The 16,317-nt window shown below is 73.2% G+C and carries 12 protein-coding genes; 8 read left to right on the forward strand and 4 right to left on the reverse strand.

The features are described from left to right. The first annotated feature begins 683 nt into the window (after positions 1–683). Both AC6JBM_RS33665 and AC6JBM_RS33670 read left to right on the forward strand, forming a co-directional pair. Positions 684–1,124: a hemerythrin domain-containing protein gene (locus AC6JBM_RS33665; protein ID WP_497978033.1), complete on the forward strand. Its 441-nt coding sequence runs from the start codon at positions 684–686 to the stop codon at positions 1,122–1,124. A gap of 685 nt (positions 1,125–1,809) precedes the next feature. Then, entirely contained in the window at positions 1,810–2,601 is a 792-nt protein-coding gene (locus AC6JBM_RS33670) for a helix-turn-helix domain-containing protein (RefSeq protein ID WP_497978034.1), read from the forward strand. Positions 2,602–3,124: 523 nt separating this feature from the next. Here the strand turns inward: AC6JBM_RS33670 and AC6JBM_RS33675 are convergent. Beyond that, complete coding sequence (locus AC6JBM_RS33675; RefSeq protein WP_497978035.1) at positions 3,125–3,859, reverse strand: TetR/AcrR family transcriptional regulator; 735 nt, start codon at positions 3,857–3,859, stop codon at positions 3,125–3,127. Between the two features lie 291 nt (positions 3,860–4,150). Between AC6JBM_RS33675 and AC6JBM_RS33680 the strand changes: the two genes are divergently transcribed. The 6 genes from AC6JBM_RS33680 to AC6JBM_RS33705 all read left to right on the forward strand — a co-directional run bounded on the left by AC6JBM_RS33680 (position 4,151) and on the right by AC6JBM_RS33705 (position 13,549). Then, entirely contained in the window at positions 4,151–5,404 is a 1,254-nt protein-coding gene (locus AC6JBM_RS33680) for a fibronectin type III domain-containing protein (RefSeq protein ID WP_497978036.1), read from the forward strand. 94 nt (positions 5,405–5,498) lie between these two features. Then, the gene (locus tag AC6JBM_RS33685; protein ID WP_497978037.1) at positions 5,499–8,078 is read left to right on the forward strand and encodes a fibronectin type III domain-containing protein; all 2,580 of its coding nucleotides are present in this window, start codon (positions 5,499–5,501) and stop codon (positions 8,076–8,078) included. Between the two features lie 78 nt (positions 8,079–8,156). Then, positions 8,157–9,083 carry an AAA family ATPase gene (locus AC6JBM_RS33690; protein ID WP_497986564.1) on the forward strand — a complete coding sequence of 309 codons (927 nt, stop codon included), beginning with the start codon at positions 8,157–8,159 and terminating at the stop codon, positions 9,081–9,083. Between the two features lie 4 nt (positions 9,084–9,087). Further along, on the forward strand, positions 9,088–10,197 hold the full coding sequence (locus AC6JBM_RS33695) for a DUF58 domain-containing protein (RefSeq protein WP_497978038.1): 1,110 nt from the start codon (positions 9,088–9,090) through the stop codon (positions 10,195–10,197). After that, a complete protein-coding gene (locus tag AC6JBM_RS33700; protein WP_497978039.1) occupies positions 10,194–12,434 on the forward strand; it encodes a transglutaminase TgpA family protein in 2,241 nt (746 codons plus the stop codon). Before AC6JBM_RS33695 ends, AC6JBM_RS33700 begins: the two co-directional genes overlap by 4 nt. 230 nt (positions 12,435–12,664) lie before the next feature. After that, a complete protein-coding gene (locus tag AC6JBM_RS33705) occupies positions 12,665–13,549 on the forward strand; it encodes a DUF72 domain-containing protein (protein WP_497978040.1) in 885 nt (294 codons plus the stop codon). 388 nt (positions 13,550–13,937) lie between these two features. On the opposite strand, the gene pth2 is transcribed toward AC6JBM_RS33705, so the two are convergent. From pth2 to AC6JBM_RS33720, 3 genes are all read right to left on the reverse strand, one after another. Next, positions 13,938–14,288 carry a peptidyl-tRNA hydrolase Pth2 gene (gene pth2, locus AC6JBM_RS33710; protein WP_350615380.1) on the reverse strand — a complete coding sequence of 117 codons (351 nt, stop codon included), beginning with the start codon at positions 14,286–14,288 and terminating at the stop codon, positions 13,938–13,940. Between the two features lie 229 nt (positions 14,289–14,517). Further along, the gene (locus tag AC6JBM_RS33715; RefSeq protein WP_497978041.1) at positions 14,518–15,327 is read right to left on the reverse strand and encodes a metal-dependent hydrolase; all 810 of its coding nucleotides are present in this window, start codon (positions 15,325–15,327) and stop codon (positions 14,518–14,520) included. A 43-nt stretch (positions 15,328–15,370) separates the two neighbouring features. Beyond that, positions 15,371–16,024: an SDR family NAD(P)-dependent oxidoreductase gene (locus tag AC6JBM_RS33720; RefSeq protein ID WP_497978042.1), complete on the reverse strand. Its 654-nt coding sequence runs from the start codon at positions 16,022–16,024 to the stop codon at positions 15,371–15,373. Positions 16,025–16,317: the final 293 nt, after the last annotated feature.

Consider the following 16,317-nt stretch of genomic DNA (forward strand, 5'->3'; position numbering starts at 1 on the left):
CCTCCTGCTCGCTGCTGTGCGCTCGCCGCTGTGCGCTCGCCGCTGTGCGCTCGCCGCTGTGCGCTCGCCGCTGTGCGCTCGCCGCTGTGCGCTCGCCGCACCGCGCTCGCTCCATCGCGTTCGCTGTGCCCTCGCCGCCGCCGAACTCGCCGCACCCCCTTCGCCGCACCCCGCTCGCCTCGCCGCACCCCCTTCGCCGCACCCCGCTCGCCGCGCCGCGCTCACTCCATCGCCTTCGCTTCGCCGCGTTCGCCGCACCGCACTCCGCCGCACCGCGCTCGCTCCATCGCGCTGGCGGCGCGACTGATGCGACGGCGCCCGCTGCCCGGTGTGGCACTGACCGGACTCCGCCCGCTGCACCGCTCTCGCCCTCATCGCGTTCGCTGCGCGACTGATGCGGCGGCGCCGACTGCCTGGCATGGCGCTGACCGCAGCGCTCACCCTGCGGCGCGCGGGACTGATCGCAGCGCTCACCGCCCAGTGCTCGTTTGTGCGGCGTGGGACTGGTGCGCGGCGTGGTGCCGTCGCTGGGTCGCTCGTTCTGGGGCGCGGGCTGGCCGGGTGGAGGCCGTTTCGGGTTCCGGCCGCGTGGGCCGGCGTCGACGCCCGGCCGATTTCGGCTTTTGGCCGCGCCGCCGGGCTGTCACGCGCGACCGTGGGAGGTGACGAACCAAGGAGGAGACATGGCTTCCGACGCCGTCACGCTGATCACGAACGACCACCGGATGATGGAGCAACTCTTCGACCGTCTGCGCGACGGCGACGGAGACCGCCAGCTTCTGCTGGACGAATGCGCAGCCCGGCTGACCGCGCACAGCCACGCCGAGGAGCAGAGGGTCTACCCGCAGCTGCCCTCGGCCGAGGAGGCACACCACGGCGCCGACGAGCATCACGAGGCTGAGCGGATGTTGCACGACCTGCAGCGCATCTCGCCCGAGGGGCCGGACTTCGAGGACAAGCTCGAGGAGTTCATCGCGGCGGTGCGGCGCCACGTCGAGCACGAGGAGACCGTCCTGCTGCCCGAACTGCGCGCCTCGCTCACGCCCGAGCGGCTGGATGAGCTCGGGGCCGCGTTCGAGGAGGTTCGCATCGCCGAGCTCGCGGTGGCCGGCATCCGGGTCTAGGCCCTCGGCTCCGGTGCGGACCCGCCGAACCCAGTGCGGCCCGGCGAACGCAGCACGGCCGGGCAAGCACGATGCGGACCGGCGAGCGCGGTGTGCGCTGGCGAACACGACGCGGCCAGGCAAAGGCGGTGCGGGCCGGCGAGCATTGCGCGGACCGGCGAACGCAGCGCGGCCAGGCAAGCACGGTGCGGAGTGGCGAACACGACGCGGCCAGGCGAAGGCGGTGCGGGCCGGCGAGCATTGCGCGGACCGGCGAACGCAGCACGGCCAGGCAAGCACGGTGCGGACTGGCGAACACGACGCGGCCAGGCGAAGGCGGTGCGGACCGGCGAGCACGGTGCGGACCGGCGAACGCAACACGGCCACGCGAGCAAGGTGCGGACTGGTGAACTCGGCGCGTCACGGCGAGGTGCGCGGCGATGCCGACCGGCGAACGCAGCGCAGACCGCCGGCGAACACAGGACGGACCGGCGAAGGCGACGCGGCCCGGTGACGGCGATGCGGGTCGGTGAAGGCGATGCGGGTCGCCGGGCCGTGCATCGCTGGGCTTACAACAGCCCAGGTCCGGGTTGCCGATTGGCGGTCCTTCGGTACAGTCGGGCTGGTCATGGTCAGTTTCGGCGGCCTATCCAGTGACCCTGTCGGCGCGGCGCGCCTGAGCGACCTGCCCGTGGGGCGCTTCCCCGTGCAAACCACTGACCACGTGGTCATCCTCGTCAGCGCGGGGCAGGGCACGCATGCGGTGGACTTCGTGACGTACGCGTGCCGGCCGGGAACCCTGCTGTGGGGCCGTCCGGGACAGGTTCACCAGTTCGGCGGGCAGGCCGGCTTCGACGCCACGGTGCTCACGTTCGCACCGTCGATCCTGCCCGAACTTCCACTGCCCGAGCTCGTCGCCGACCCGTTCGCGCCCGCCTGCTGGCAGCCCGCCGGCGAGGACGAGGACGCGATCGTGGCCGAGATCGCGCAGATCGGCGTGGACCAGGTTCGCTTCGGCGGGACCGCGTTCGGCTCGACCCTGCTCGCGCACTCGGTCGCGGTGCTGCTCATGCGGATTTCGTCCCTGGCGCCGGTACCGCGCCGAAGCCCCGCCGACCTCCTCATCGGTCAGCTGCGCAAGGAGCTCGAGCGCGAGGTGCGCCACCGGCGCGTCGAGGACTACGCCGACCAGTTGCGCTGCTCGGTGCGGACCCTCACCCGGGCGAGCCTGGCGGTGACGGGCCGCAGCGCGAAGCAGCTCATCGACGAGCGCGTGGCGCTGGAGGCCAAGCGTGTCCTCGCCACGAGTGAGCTCCCGGTGTCCGACGTGGGGCGGCAGCTTGGGTTCGAGGAGCCGACGAACTTCGGCCGCTTCTTCGCCCGCGAGACCGGCCAGTCCCCGGGAAACTTCCGCGCGGCGCTGCACCGCTCCCCCGCGCCTCGGGTGCCGCACCAGCGCTCCGCATTGCCCGGCCGCCTGACCCCGCGCACCGCCTGAACCCCTGACCGGCGCACCGCCTGAACTTCAGGGTGCGCGGGTGCCGTATCAGCGTTCCGAACTGCGGGCCCGCCTGACCGTGCGCACTGCCCGAGCTTCGAGTGGCACGGGTGCAATATCAACGCTCCGCATCGGCCGCCTGACCCCGCGTGCCGGATTGGACACCGAGACAGAGGGCCTTTGCGCAAGCCGGTGAAGGCGCGGCGTAACCGAAGCGTCACGGCTTTCCGGGCATTCTCGCCGGCAGGAAAGGCGATGGAGTAATCACATCGGGCACATGAGGTAGAGCAACGGGGATCGGGAGAGTAATACAGGAAGAAAGCGATTCCGACCGTCCCGGCCGCCGATTCAGTGCGGCAATTCGGATATAACCGGCTAAGAGCGAATTAATCCGGCACCACGGGCTGATTCGGCCGGGTCACGGGCCGGTTCGGAGGCGTCACCGCCCGGTTCGGCGGCGCCACGGGCTGATTCGGCCGGGTCACGGGCTGATCCGGAGGCGTCACCGGCCGGTTCGGCGGCGTCACGGGCTGATTCGGCACTCGGCCGGCTTGGCCGGGCCCGTGGGCGGGGCATCGATTCCCAGCTCCGACGCGGCCTCCTCGCGGCCCACGAAGGGCACCAGCGTGAAGTAGGTCAGCGTGGGCAGCAGGGCCGGGAGGTCCTGGACGCGGCCGGCGGCGACATAGCGGTACACCGTGGCGTAGATGCCGCCCACGATCGTCTCGACGAGCTCCTCCGGCATCGGCAGGTCCGCGGCCCTCGGCGCCTCGGCGAAGAAGCGGTCGAAGCGGCGCAGCATGCGGGCGCGTTCGATGCGGCCGTGCGGGCCGGCCGCGTCGATCTCCACGACCGCCATCGTCGCGAAGGCGGGCAGCTCGGCCAGGACCTGGAGCATGACGCGCAGGGCGGCGCGGGCGCCCTCGCGCCAGCCGGACTCGTCGCGGTAGGCGTCCTCCATGATCTTGAACAGCAGGCCGGTGCCGTGGCGGTAGGTCGCGATCAGAGCGTCGTCCTTGCCGGCGAACAGGGCGTAGAAGGCGGGACGGGTCACGCCCGCGGCGCGGCAGATGTCGCTCACCGTGGCGTTCGCGTAGCCCTTCTCGGCGACGGTGTGCACGAGGGCGTCGAAGAGGCGTTCGCGCTGGTTGGCCGCGATGACCTCGGGCGGGACCCGGCTCGGGCCGCGCTTGATCGCGCGGGCGGGGTCACGGCCCTCGCGCGCACCCGGCAGCTGGCCCAGCGAATCGGTCGCCATGCGACAAGTATCCGTCGATCGGCCCGGCGCGGCCCGGCGCCGGATCGGCACACTGCGCGAACCGAACCGGGGCCTCGCACAACGGCCCGGAGCAACGGACCGAACCGATCGGGCGCCGCTACGCCACCCCCAAGGCCACGCCGCCGTGCCGAACAGACGGGTCATCACCCGCGGGACGGGCGGCCGGGCCGGGCGGACAGGGGCCGGGCGGATGACACTGTTCGGCGGCGATCTCGTTAGTCGGGTGACATCGGGTGGCGAGGTACCCGGCCGACAGGGCAGAGTATCGGCGTGTCCTCGTCCGCCCAGTTGGCCAACGCCCTGCAAGGCGCCCGAGCAATCGCCTCGCACGGGGACAAACGGGGCGCACTCGCGCTGCTCGGCCAGGCCCTCGACGCCGCGACCACGGCGCTCGGCGGCGACGACCCCGACGTGCTCGCCGCCACCGCCCAGCTCGCGCGGTACCACGTCGAGGTCGGCGAGCTGGGCGACGCGCGGCGGGCGCTCGAGGAGGGGCTGGCGGCCGGGCATCACACGCTCGGCGACGCGCACGCGGTCATGCTCGCGCTCTCGTTCGAGCTGGCCCGCGTCGCCGACGAGCTCGGGAACGTGTTCGAGGCGAAGCGGCGGTACGGCCAGGTCGCCAAGCTCGGGCCCCAGGTGCTCGGCGACGGGCACCCGAACGTCCGGGCGGCGCGGGAGTACCTCGGGCTGCCCGATCCCGAGGGCGCGGTCCACGCGCCGCCCCCGCCGGTCGTGTTCGACCCGGTCACGGCCCCGACCGTCACGTTCGAACCGATCACGCCCCGGCCGCGGCCACCGGCGGACGACCGGCCGATCTTCCGGCCGGAGCCACGGGACGACGACTTCGACCAGCCGTTCGACCAGCAGTTCGACGAGCCCGACGAAGACCCGGACGAGGACGACTACCAACCGGCGCCGTGGCAGCAGGCCGCACCGGGCGTGCTGCAGCGCACCGACTACCGCCCAGCACCCGAGTACAGGCCGGCACCCGAGTACAGGCCTGTGCCCGAGCCGCGGTGGGAACAGCCACCGCCACCGCAGCCGAGGCCCGTCCAGCCCGAGCCGCGCCAGCGCCGCTCGCCGATGGTCGCGATCGTCGTCATCGCCGTGATCGCGGTGCTCGGCGGCGCCGCCGCGGCCGCCGTGGCCTTCGTCAGCGCCGGCGGCAAGGACCCCGGGCCGGCCCCGACCGTCGCCGCCCCGCAATCGGGCGGCCCCGCCTCGGACGAGCCCTCCGCCGCCGCGATCGGCAGCGGCCGCGCCCCGCGCGAGCTACACCTGCGCGACGACAAGACGAGCGTGACGATGACCTGGCAGGACCCGACCAAGGGCACCGTCCCGTTCATCGTGGCGGGCGGCACCGAGGGCGCCATGCGCGAGCTGCAGGGGCTGCCGGCGGGCACCACGAAGTACACGATCAACGGCCTGAACCCGAAGCTCGACTACTGCTTCACCGTGGCCGCCGTCTATGGCACCCAGGACGTCCAGCTGTCGGACCTGGCGTGCACCAAGCGCAAATAGTGCAACAACCACGCTCCGTGACCGGGTACCCGCCACCCATCGACCGGAATATGATGGGCGCCGGTTTCGGGGAGGGGGCCGGGATGGTGAGGCAATGCGTCTGAACCTGGGCTCGGGGCGCAGCGGTGCGCTGATCACGGGCGGCACGATCACGGCCCTGGTCGCGGTGCTGGGCCTGACGCTGTGGGGCACGGGCTCGGCGAACCACGCCGTCGCGAGCTTCGACGTCAGCGCCTGGCTGTGGAGCGCGGACAAGGGCGAGATCGCCCGCGTGAACGGCGTCACCGGCAAGGTCGACACCCGCACGAGGATCAGCGACGCGCAGGGACACGAGATGGAAGTCACCCAGAGTGACCGCTTCGTGATCCTGCGAGATTTCAATACGGGCAAGATCAGCGTGCTCGACCTCTCCAGCCTGAGCCTCGGGGCCACCACGCAGTCGACGCCGGGCATCGGCGTGACGGTCGCGGTGCACGACGACACCGCCTTCATCATCGACACGGTGCAGGGCCAGGTCCGCCAGCTCGACCCGATGACGCTGCTGCCGGTCGGCGAGACGCTGAGCTTCCCGCCGGGCATCTCCGGCGGCCTGTTCGACGACAAGGGCCGGCTGTGGCTGCTGGTGCCCTCCGAGGGCACGGTCGTCGCGATCGACGCCGCGAAGAGCAGGCCCGCCTCCCCCGCGGGCGGCCAGGGCGGCGGGTTCGCCGGCGACCCGGTGAAGGTCAAGACGGTCGGGGTGGCCGATCCCAACCACGACATGGCGCTGTCCATCCTGGACACCGGCGTGGCCGTGCTCGACAAGACCGCCACGACGCTGACCACCCTGCACGGCGACACGGTGAAGAAGGTCCCGCTGCAGCTCGGCGGCGAGGGCGGGGTGGCGGAGCGGACGGTCGGCGGCGACGTGCCGGTGACGGTGGTCGACGGCAGCCACGTGTACGTCGTGAACAACGACAGGATCAGCGACTTCGCGGTGCCGGGCGACAGCCCCCGGCTCAAGCCGTGCGTGGCCTGGTCGGGCCGGTTCTACTGCGCCGATGACGCGACCGGGACCGTCTACGTGCTCGACGCGCAGGGCAAGGCGCTGGACCCGATCCGCATCCAGGCTGGCGGCAAGGCGCTGGAGCTGGAGGTCCGCGAGGACCGCCTGTTCATCAACGCGCCCGGCGGCTCGACCGCGCGGGTCGTGGACGGCAAGAACCACGTGACCACGGTCGACAAGTACGCCAACGACGTCCTCGGGGGCGAGGCGCCGCCCGCGCCGCCGCCCCCGCCGCAGACCAAGCCGCCCGTCGGGCCGCCCGGCGCGCCGGCCCGGGTCAACGCCATCGCGGGCAACGCGACCGCGCGGGTGACCTGGTCGGCGGCCCCGCCCAACGGCGCCGCGGTCACGAAATACGTGGTCGAGGGCGACGGGCAGCCGCCGCACGAGGTCGGGGCGAGCCAGCGGGCGCTGGACGTCACGGGGCTGACGAACGGCCAGACGTACAAGTTCACGGTCTATGCGGTCAACGCCAAGGGCAACGGGCCGAAGAAGGCCGCGAACCCGGTGGTGCCGACCCGCGACGTCCCCGACCCGCCGGCGAGCGTGGCCGCGACGGCCAACCCGGACGGGACGGTCGCCGTGACGTGGCCGGCCGCGAACGGGCAGGGCCACAAGATCGCGAAGTACGTCATCACGACCGTCGGCACCGGCGAGTCCGAGACGTTCGAGTCGGCCCAGCCGCAGTTCTCGGTGCCGGCCGGGGAGCTGACGTACGGCACCCAGGTCGCCTTCAAGGTCGCCTCGATCAACGACATCGGGGCGAGCTCGGAGCAGTCGCCGCTGAGCCCGTCGGTCGTGCCGTTCAACAAGCCGGGCGCGCCGACGGGGCTGACCGTGAAGGCCTCGACGACCAAGCGGGGCACGGTGGTCGCCACGTGGAAGGCGCCGGCCGACAACGGGTCGCCGCTCACGGGGTACGAGGCCACCGTCAACGGCACGAAGTCGACCATCGGCACCGCGCTGACCCACGAGTTCACCGGGTTCAAGGACGCCGAGGCGGTCACGATCCAGCTGCGGGCCGTGAACAAGGCGGGCCAGGGTGCGGCGGCGACCGGGTCGGGCAGCACGCTCGCCCAGCCGAAGATGACCGTGAACGACGGCGCGGACACCGCTGCCCTCAACTCGATCACCGTGCACTTCACCGCGACCGACGGCGGCTCGCCCGGCACCTGCGTGCTCGCCGTCGCCGGGGCCGGCAGCACGTCGGGCAACTGCTCGGGCTCGCTGACACAGGGCGGGCTGTGGCCGAACACCGCCTACACCTACACCGTCACGATCACCAACGACGCCGGGATGACCGCGAGCGGCAGCGGGTCGATCAGCACGCCGGTCTACAAGGGCACCGTCATTTGCAACGACCCGACCTACTGCGGGAAGACCGCGAGCGGCGGCGGCATCTGGGTCTACCGGACGCCGTCGCAGTCCGGCTCCGGCATCGGCGACACCTTCAACGGCGAGAGCTGGGTCGCGATCTGCCAGACCAACACCAGCGTGAGCATCAACGCCGAGCCGTACGGCGGCAAGAAGAGCACGCAGTGGATCAAGATCCAGTTCCAGGGGGAGAACTACATCCCCTACGCCTGGTTGAATCTGCCCAGCGGCACGGGGCCGCTCAAGCAATGCTGATGGAGCACCGTGATCACGGCTGAGCAGTCAACGCCCCAGGGTCCACCGAGCAGCGAGGAGGTCGGCGCCGCGGCCGAGCTGGTGGGCCGGCTCGCGCGCAACATCGAGTCGATCGTGCTCGGCAAGCCGCAGGTCGTGCGGCTGACGGTGACCGCACTGCTGGCGGAGGGGCACGTCCTGCTCGAGGACGTGCCCGGCGTCGGCAAGACCACCCTCGCGCGGGCGATCGCGGCCAGCGTGCAGGGCCAGTGGCGGCGCATCCAGTTCACGCCCGACCTGCTGCCCTCCGACGTCACCGGCGTGACGATCTTCAACCAGGCGACCCGCGGCTTCGAGTTCCACCCGGGGCCGGTCTTCGCGAACATCGTCATCGCCGACGAGATCAACCGGGCCTCGCCGAAGACGCAGTCGGCGCTGCTGGAGGTGATGGAGGAGCGGTACGTCACCGTCGACGGCGTCCGCCACGGCGTGCCCCGCCCGTTCCTCGTCGTCGCCACGCAGAACCCGATCGAGATGGACGGCACCTACCGGCTGCCGGAGGCGCAGCTGGACCGGTTCCTCATGAAGCTCTCCGTCGGGTACCCGGCCGAGGCCGTCGAGATCGAGGTGCTGCGCGGCGCCGTGAGCCGCTCCCCCGAGGCCCTCGACCCGGTCACCGACACCCCGGCCGTCGCCCAGCTCGTGCGGCTGGCCCGGCGGGCGCACATCGCCGACCCGCTGCTCGCCTACGCGGTGAAGCTCGGCAACGCGACCCGCGCCCACCCGCAGATCCGCATCGGGGTGAGCCCGCGCGGCATCATCGCGCTGACCCGGGCCGCGAGCGCGTACGCGCTGACCGACGGCCGCGGCTACGTGGTGCCGGAGGACCTCAAGGCGCTCGCCGAGCCGGTGTTCGCGCACCGGCTGGTGCTCTCCCCCGACGCCCAGGTGCGCGGCGTGTCGCCGGCCGACGTGGTGCGCCAGGTGCTCGAGGCGGTGCCCGTGCCCTCTCCCGTCGCGGCCTGATCCGGTGCGCCTCACCGCCCGCGGGGCCGGGCTGTGCGCGGCGGCCGTGGTCCTGCTCGCCGCCGGGCTCGTCTTCGGGTACCGCCACCTGGTCGTCCTGGGCACCGCGTGCGTCGCGTCGCTCGTGTTCGCGGCCGGCTACGTGTGGTGGCGCCCGCGGCTGACCGTCGCGCGCGGCGTGGAGCCGGACCGGGTGATGCGCGGCGAGTCGAGCACGGTGACGCTGACGGTCGGCAACACGAGCCGGCTGCGGGGCGCCACGCTGGTCGCGCACGATCGCTGCGGGACGGCGTCGGTACCGGTACCACTGCTGCGTCTGAAGGCCGGGGGCGAGACGACGGCGCAGTATCCCGTGCCCACCGACCGCCGCGGCGTGGTCGCCATCGGCCCGTTGCGCGTGGTGCGCCGCGACCCCCTCGGGCTGATGGCGCTGGCGCGCGGCTACGGGGGGACGGCGCAGGTCTGGGTGTACCCACGCGTGCACCGCCTGACCGCGGTGCCGACGGGCATCACGCGCTCCCTCGACGGGCGCGACGACCGGGTGCCGCACGGCACGATCACGTTCGACACGCTGCGGGAGTACGTCGTCGGCGACGAGCTGCGGCGGGTGCACTGGCGGACCTCGGCCAAGGTCGGCGAGCTGATGGTGCGCGAGCAGCTGGACACGTCGCTGCCCCGGTTGGCGGTACTGCTCGATGACCGCCGCACCTCGTACCCGGATCCCGAGCGGTTCGAGGCCGCCTGCGAGGCCGCGGCGTCCCTGGTCATGGCCGCGTTCCGCGACGAGCTCCCCATCGCACTGCGGCTGCTGTCGGGCCGGGCCGCAACCGGTTCGTCGGCGCGCGACTTCCTGGACGTGCTCGCCGAGGCGGACTTTTCGGAAATGTCCGAGAAGTCCATCGAGGAGCTCCGCACCCAGCGCGTCGGCGACACCCTCGTCTACCTCACCGGCGACCCCGACCTGTCCCGGGTCAGCACCCTGCGCACGGCCTACCCGACGCTGGTCGCCGGCGTCTTCGGCGACGCCGGCCCGGCCCTGGAGCGGGTCGTCGTCCTGGCCGTGCGCGACGGCGAGGAGTTCGCCGCGGCCTGGGACGGGGTGCAGCGCTGGTGAGACGCGTCGTCGTGCCGCTGGCGCTGCTGGGCATGCTCATCCTCAGCGGCCTCGCGCTGGCCCCGATCTACAACGGCACCCTGCTGCCGCTGCTCACCACGGTCGCCGCGGCCGCCTCGGTGCTCATCAGCGTCGCGGTGCGCCGGCTGCCCGCCTACACGGCCGCGCCCGCCTCGGTGCTCGGCCTGGCCGTGATGGTGTTCGTGACCGTGCGCGTGTCCGCGCAGGCCGGCCAGATCCCGGGCGCCGTGCCGGACGTCGCCCGCGAGGCCCTGCGCAACAGCATCCCGCGCCTGCTCACCGCGCTCATCCCGATCGAGCCGCAGCCGGACACCGTGCTGCTGCCGGTGATCGCGACCTGGCTCGCGGGGCTCGCGGCGGCCGAGGCCGGCGTGCGGTACCGCCGCGTCCTGCTCTCCTACAGCGCGCCCACCGCGCTGTTCGGGGCCGCGCTCTACCTCGTCGGCCCGGACACGACCGCGGCGCGGGCGACGACGTGGATCCCGATGGCGTACGCGGCCCTGGCGATCCTCGGGCTCATCGCGAGCGCGCGGCCGGACCTGGGCGGCGACACGCTCACCGGGGCCCAGCGCCGCACGCTCGGCCTGCGGGTCGGCGCGGGCGCGGCGGCCGGGCTCGCCGTCATCGTCCTGCTGTCGCAGCTGCTCGGCCCGACCGTCGCCCAGCAGGGCAACGACACCCCGGTCGACCCGCGCAACTACGTCACCCCGCCGCAGCTCGACGCGCTCGACGAGAACCCGCTCGTGCGCCTGTCGGGCTGGAACCTCAACAAGGACCAGCACCTCTTCGACGCCGTCGTCACGCCCGGGCCGGGCGCCGAGCAGGAGCCGATCATCCGGCTCGCGGTGCTCAACGACTACGACGGCATCACCTGGCGGATCGGCTCCGTCTACCGCAACGCCGGCCGCGTGCTGGGCCGCTCCGGCGGCGAGGGCCCCGAGGTCACGCAGACGATCACCATCGACGAGCTCGACGGCCGGCTCCTGCCCGGGATCGCCAGCCCGGAGCGCGTCGAGGGCGTGCGCGTGGCCTACGACGCCGAGACCGGCACCGTCGCGCTCGCCGACAGCCTGCGCAAGGGGCTGACGTACACGGTCACCTCCCGCCAGCGGCCGCGCCCCGACGACCAGGCGCTCCTCGTCGCCGAGGTGCCGTCGCCGCAGGAGGCGGCCCGGTTCCTGGCGCTGCCGGGCAAGGTGCCGGACTCGATCGCGCAGCTCGGCAGCCACCTCGGCGAGGGCGTCTCCAACCCGTACCAGCGCGCCTTCGCGATCCAGCAGTGGCTGGAGGAGCACTACAAGCTCGTCTCGGACGCGCCGAGCGGGCACGCGTACCCCAACGTCGAGCACTTCCTCTTCGGCAACAAGCAGCTCGGCGGGCAGAAGGGCACGTCGGAGCAGTTCACCGCCGCGTTCGCGGTGCTGGCGCGGCTGGCCGGGCTGCCGACGCGGGTGGCCGTGGGCTTCCAGACGCACCAGGGCCGGCACGACATCCGCGGGGCGGACGCGATCGCCTGGCCCGAGGTCGAGTTCAAGGGCTTCGGCTGGGTGGCGTTCGACCCGCTGCCGAAGTCCGACACGGTGCAGCGGCCGGTGGAGGACGACTTCAAGCCCAAGGCGCCGCCGTCCCAGCCGCCGCCCCCGTCCGTCCCGCCGCCGTCGGTCGACGGCAGCGCGCAGTCCTCGGCCTCCGCGCACTCCTCCGCCGCCCCCGTCGCCGCGGCCGGGGACCACACGACGCTCCTCGCGGTGTCGGCCGCCGGGGCCGCGCTGGTCCTCGTCATCGCCTATTTGGCAGCGGTACCGGTCGTGCTCGCCCGTCGCCGCCGGCACCGCCTGCGCGAGGGACCGCCCGCGGTGCGCATCGACGCCGCCTGGCACGAGGTGCTCATCGGCCTGCGCCAGGCGGGACGACCGGCGCCGGCGCACCTGACGGCGGGCGAGATCGCGCGCTACGCCGCCAGCGCCGCCGAGCCCCGCGCCCACGCCCCGGGCCGCGCGCTGCGCCCTGCCGTGCCGCCCGTCGACGAGCTGGCGACGCTGGTCAACGCCGTGGCCTTCGCGACTCCCGCGGCCGGCCCGGGCGAGCCCCAGGCCGCCCGCGCCACGGCGCAGGCCACGGCCTACGTCGACGATCTCCGCTCGCGCCGCCCCTGGTGGCGGCGGCTGCTGTGGACCTTCGACCCACGCCCCCTGCGCTGGTACCGGCGCCGCTGACCCCCGCCCTCGACTTGCCGCCGGACCCGTCCGCGTTCCGATGTGGACCTTCGACCTGACCTGCGCCCGCCGCTGGCACCGGCGCCGCTGAGCCTGCCTTCGACTTGCCGCCTGACCCATCCGCGTTCCGATGTGGACCTTCGACCTGACCTGCGCCCGCCGCTGGCACCGGCGCCGCTGAGCCTGCCCTCGACTTGCCGCCGGGGCTGTCCGGGGTTCCCATGAATGACATGGGTGTCATTCGGCTCGGCACAGCGTCCTGGGCGGACCGGCAGCTGCTCGCGTCCGGCTGGTACCCGCGCGCGGCGCGCACCCCCGCGCAGCGCCTCGCCCACTACGCGACCCGGTTCGACATCGTCGAGGCCGACACGAGCTACTACGCCATCCCGACCCCGGAGGTCACCGCCGCCTGGACGGCCGCGACCCCGCCCGGCTTCACCTTCGACGTGAAGGCGTTCTCGCTGCTGACCGGCCACCCGACCCAGGTGCGCGCGCTGCCGGCGGACCTGCGGCCCGAGGGCGCCACCGGCTCGATCCGCCGCTCCGGCCTGCCGACCGGCACGCTCGACGCCCTGTGGCGCCGGTTCCACGAGGCCCTCGAACCGCTGCGCCCGCGCCTGGGCTCGGTGCTCCTGCAGTTCCCGCCGTGGCTCGCGCACGGCGAGGCCGCGATCCGCCGCATCGAGGACACGATCGCGCGCTGCCGCCCGTTCCACCCCGCCGTCGAGCTTCGGCACGGCTCGTGGTTCACCGACGCCCGCCGTTCCCTGGACACCCTGCAGCGGCTCCAGCACGCGGGCGCGTCGTTCGTGGCGGTGGACATGCCGCAGGGGTTTCCGTCATCGGTACCACCCGTGCTGGCCGTCACCGCCTCCCCCGCGATCGTGCGCTTCCACGGGCACAGCCCGGCCTGGGAGCGCGGCTCGAAGGAGGAGAAGTTCCGCTACGCCTACTCGGAGCGGGAGCTGGCCGACTGGGCGGAGCGCCTGCGCCTGCTGAGCACCGGCGCGGACGAGGTGCACGTGCTGATGAACACCTGCTGCGCAGGCCAGGCCCAGCGCGACGGCGCCCGGCTGGCCGAACTCCTGGGCGACAACCTGACCACAGCGAGCTGACCCAGTTCCTACCCTCCCCCGTCGCGCTCAACCGGTGCTTCCGACCGCCAACCTACCCAGGCGCGGTTGCGCAATGGCCGACTGCTGAATGCTGAATGCACGTTCGCTCATCGGCTCGCGAGCTGACCACGTGTGCGCTCGTGGACTCCGCCGATTGCGCGTTGGCGCGTCGTCGGCCCGCGCGTTCGCGCGTCGTCGGCCCGCGCGTTGGCGCGTCGTCGGCCCGCGCGTTGGCGCGTCGTCGGCCCGCGCGTTCGCGCGTCATCGGCCCGCGCGTTCGCGCATGAACACGCGGACAGCCCGCGTGCCGACCCCGCGTGCGCATTCGAACTAGCCCCGTCGCGCGTTCGCGCAGGATTCCGGCGGTTGCGCGTTTGTGCACGATCGTTCAGAGCAGCGAGAGCGAGCCCGTCACCGGCCTCAGGGCGTCGTGCGTCGCGGGCCCGATCGCGCAGCACGTCGCCGTGCCGGCCGCGACCTGCGTGCGCCCCGCGTCGTGCACGACCTCGACCGGCAGCCCCGCCTCCCCGGCCGCCGCGACCACGAGCCCCAGCGTGTCCTCGTCCGCGACCTTCAGCACGACCTTCGGCTGCCCCGCGCGCCACCAGTCGGCGAAGGCCGGCGTGGACTGGTTGCGCAACGCGGCGATGACGGCGGCGTGCGCGGCCTGGGCGGCCATCTTCCCCTTGCCCATGCCGAGATCGGTGCGCATGACGATGACGAGCCGGGTTTCGCTCATCTCACAAGGCTATGTGCAACCGCTCCATGAGAACCGGCGCCACGAGCACCGCACCCGCGAACACGCCGACCCCGGCGAACACGGTGCGCAGGAAAACGGTCTCGTCAGGGGGGTACGTGCAACCGCCGCGTGCGGATGGACGCCACGAACACCGCACCCGCGAACAGGCCGACGCGGCGGACACGTGCGCAGGAATACGGTCCCGGTGGCGAGCCGGGTTTCGCTCACCTCACAAGGCTATGTGCAACCGCTCCATGAGGACCGGCGCCACGAGCACCGCACCCGCGAACACGGCGACCGTCGCGAACACGGTGCGCAGGAACACGGTCTCGGTCTTGTCGCCGGCGGTCAGCGCGATCCGGTGCGGCAGCCCGAAGCAGCGCCACATGCGCCGACCGGTCGGAATCGGCCACAGGATCGGCGAGCCGTGCCGGGTGGCCATGTCGCCGAGCAGATGGACCAGGCCGCCGACGCCGACGGCCACGCCGAGCAGCGGATAGCCGCGGTCGCCGGGCAGCCGCTCGTAGACGATGAAGGCCGCGCCCGCGGCGGCCAGCGTCACGATGACCCAGCCCGCGCGCTCGGCCCACTTCTCGAACAGCCCGCGCAGGGCGAGCGCGAACGCGATGAACAGCACGCCCATGACGGCCCACTTGCCGTATGCCTGGCAGAGGGCGAGCGTGCCGTACCCGACGCCGACGTTGAACACGATCGTGTGCGTGAGCGTGCGGTGGCCGTTGCGCCGCGGCGGGTCGTACTTCATGCGCGTGATCTTGTAGACCCCGAGCGAGAACTTCTCGATGCACTCGGCGAGGAACAGCGAGAACACGCCGAACGTGTGCGCGACCGTCGCCCCGCCCTGGCGGGTGGTGACGCGGCCGGAGAGGTCCAGGTCCGGCACCAGGGCACCGCCGGCGCAGATCGCGGTGCCGACGGCGAGCTGCAGCGGCGTCTGGTGGAAGTGCGCGAGCTGCTCCAGCGCCAGCGAACCCGTCAACCAGGCGGCCGCCCCGGACAACGCATGCGAGGAGCCCATCATGCGCAGTGACTATCCCAGGTGGACGGTCATTCGTACATAGGATCTACAGCCGCATCAATGTGCCCGCAACGTCGAGTGTCGTTGCCGTCATGCGCGCGGCGGCGTCCGAGGCCAGGTAAATGGCCGCGTAGGCGGCGTCGTCCACGGTGGACCCGCGAGGTGTCCAAGAGACGACATTCGCGCGGACGCCGGACAGCGCGAACAGCCGCGCGTAGTGCTGGGTGAGCGCGGTCACACCGCCGCCGACCGCGTTCGTGGCCGGGTCGGTGCCCACGGGCGCCAGCGTGACGACCGCTCCGGCGCCGGACTCGGCCATGGCGGGCACGAACGCCTGCAGCGCCAGGAAGGTGGCGGTCAGTCCACTGTCGACGGTGCGCTGCCAGCCGCCGGTGCCCTGCGGGCACGGCAGCACGAAGAGCAGCTCGGGGGCGCCGAGCTCGCCCAGGACGCTGAGCCGTACGGCATCCATGGCCGCGGCGTCGGCGTGCTCCAGGCCCGTGGTGACGATGCCCACCGCCTCGGCGCCGTTCCAGCGCAGCTCGTCGACCAGGTCGGCCAGCGACGACTCGTCCGCGCCGACGACGGCGACCCGTGCGCCGCGCTCGGCCAGCAGCCGGCTGACGGCCGCGGCGACGCCGTCGGGCCCGCCCAGCACGACCGCGATCCGGCCCTTGAGCTCGAAGGATGATCCGAACACGACGCCCTCCCCGGGGTCCGGGGGGCCGCCGCGTGGCGACAGCAGCCCCCGATGGTGTCAGCGACCGCCCGGCCAAAGCGGCGCGGTCAGGGGCCGCCGCCTGGCGACAGCAGCCCCCGATGGTGTCAGCGACCGCCCGGCCAAAGCGGCGCGGTCAGGGGCCGCCGCCTGGCGACAGCAGCCCCCGATGGTGTCAGCGACCGCCCGGCCAAAGCGGCGCGGTCAGGGGCCGCCGCGTGGCGACGGCGGCCCCGATGGTGTCAGCGACGACCGCCCGGCCGGAGCGGCGCGGC

The sequence above is a fragment of the Dactylosporangium thailandense genome (assembly GCF_059739745.1).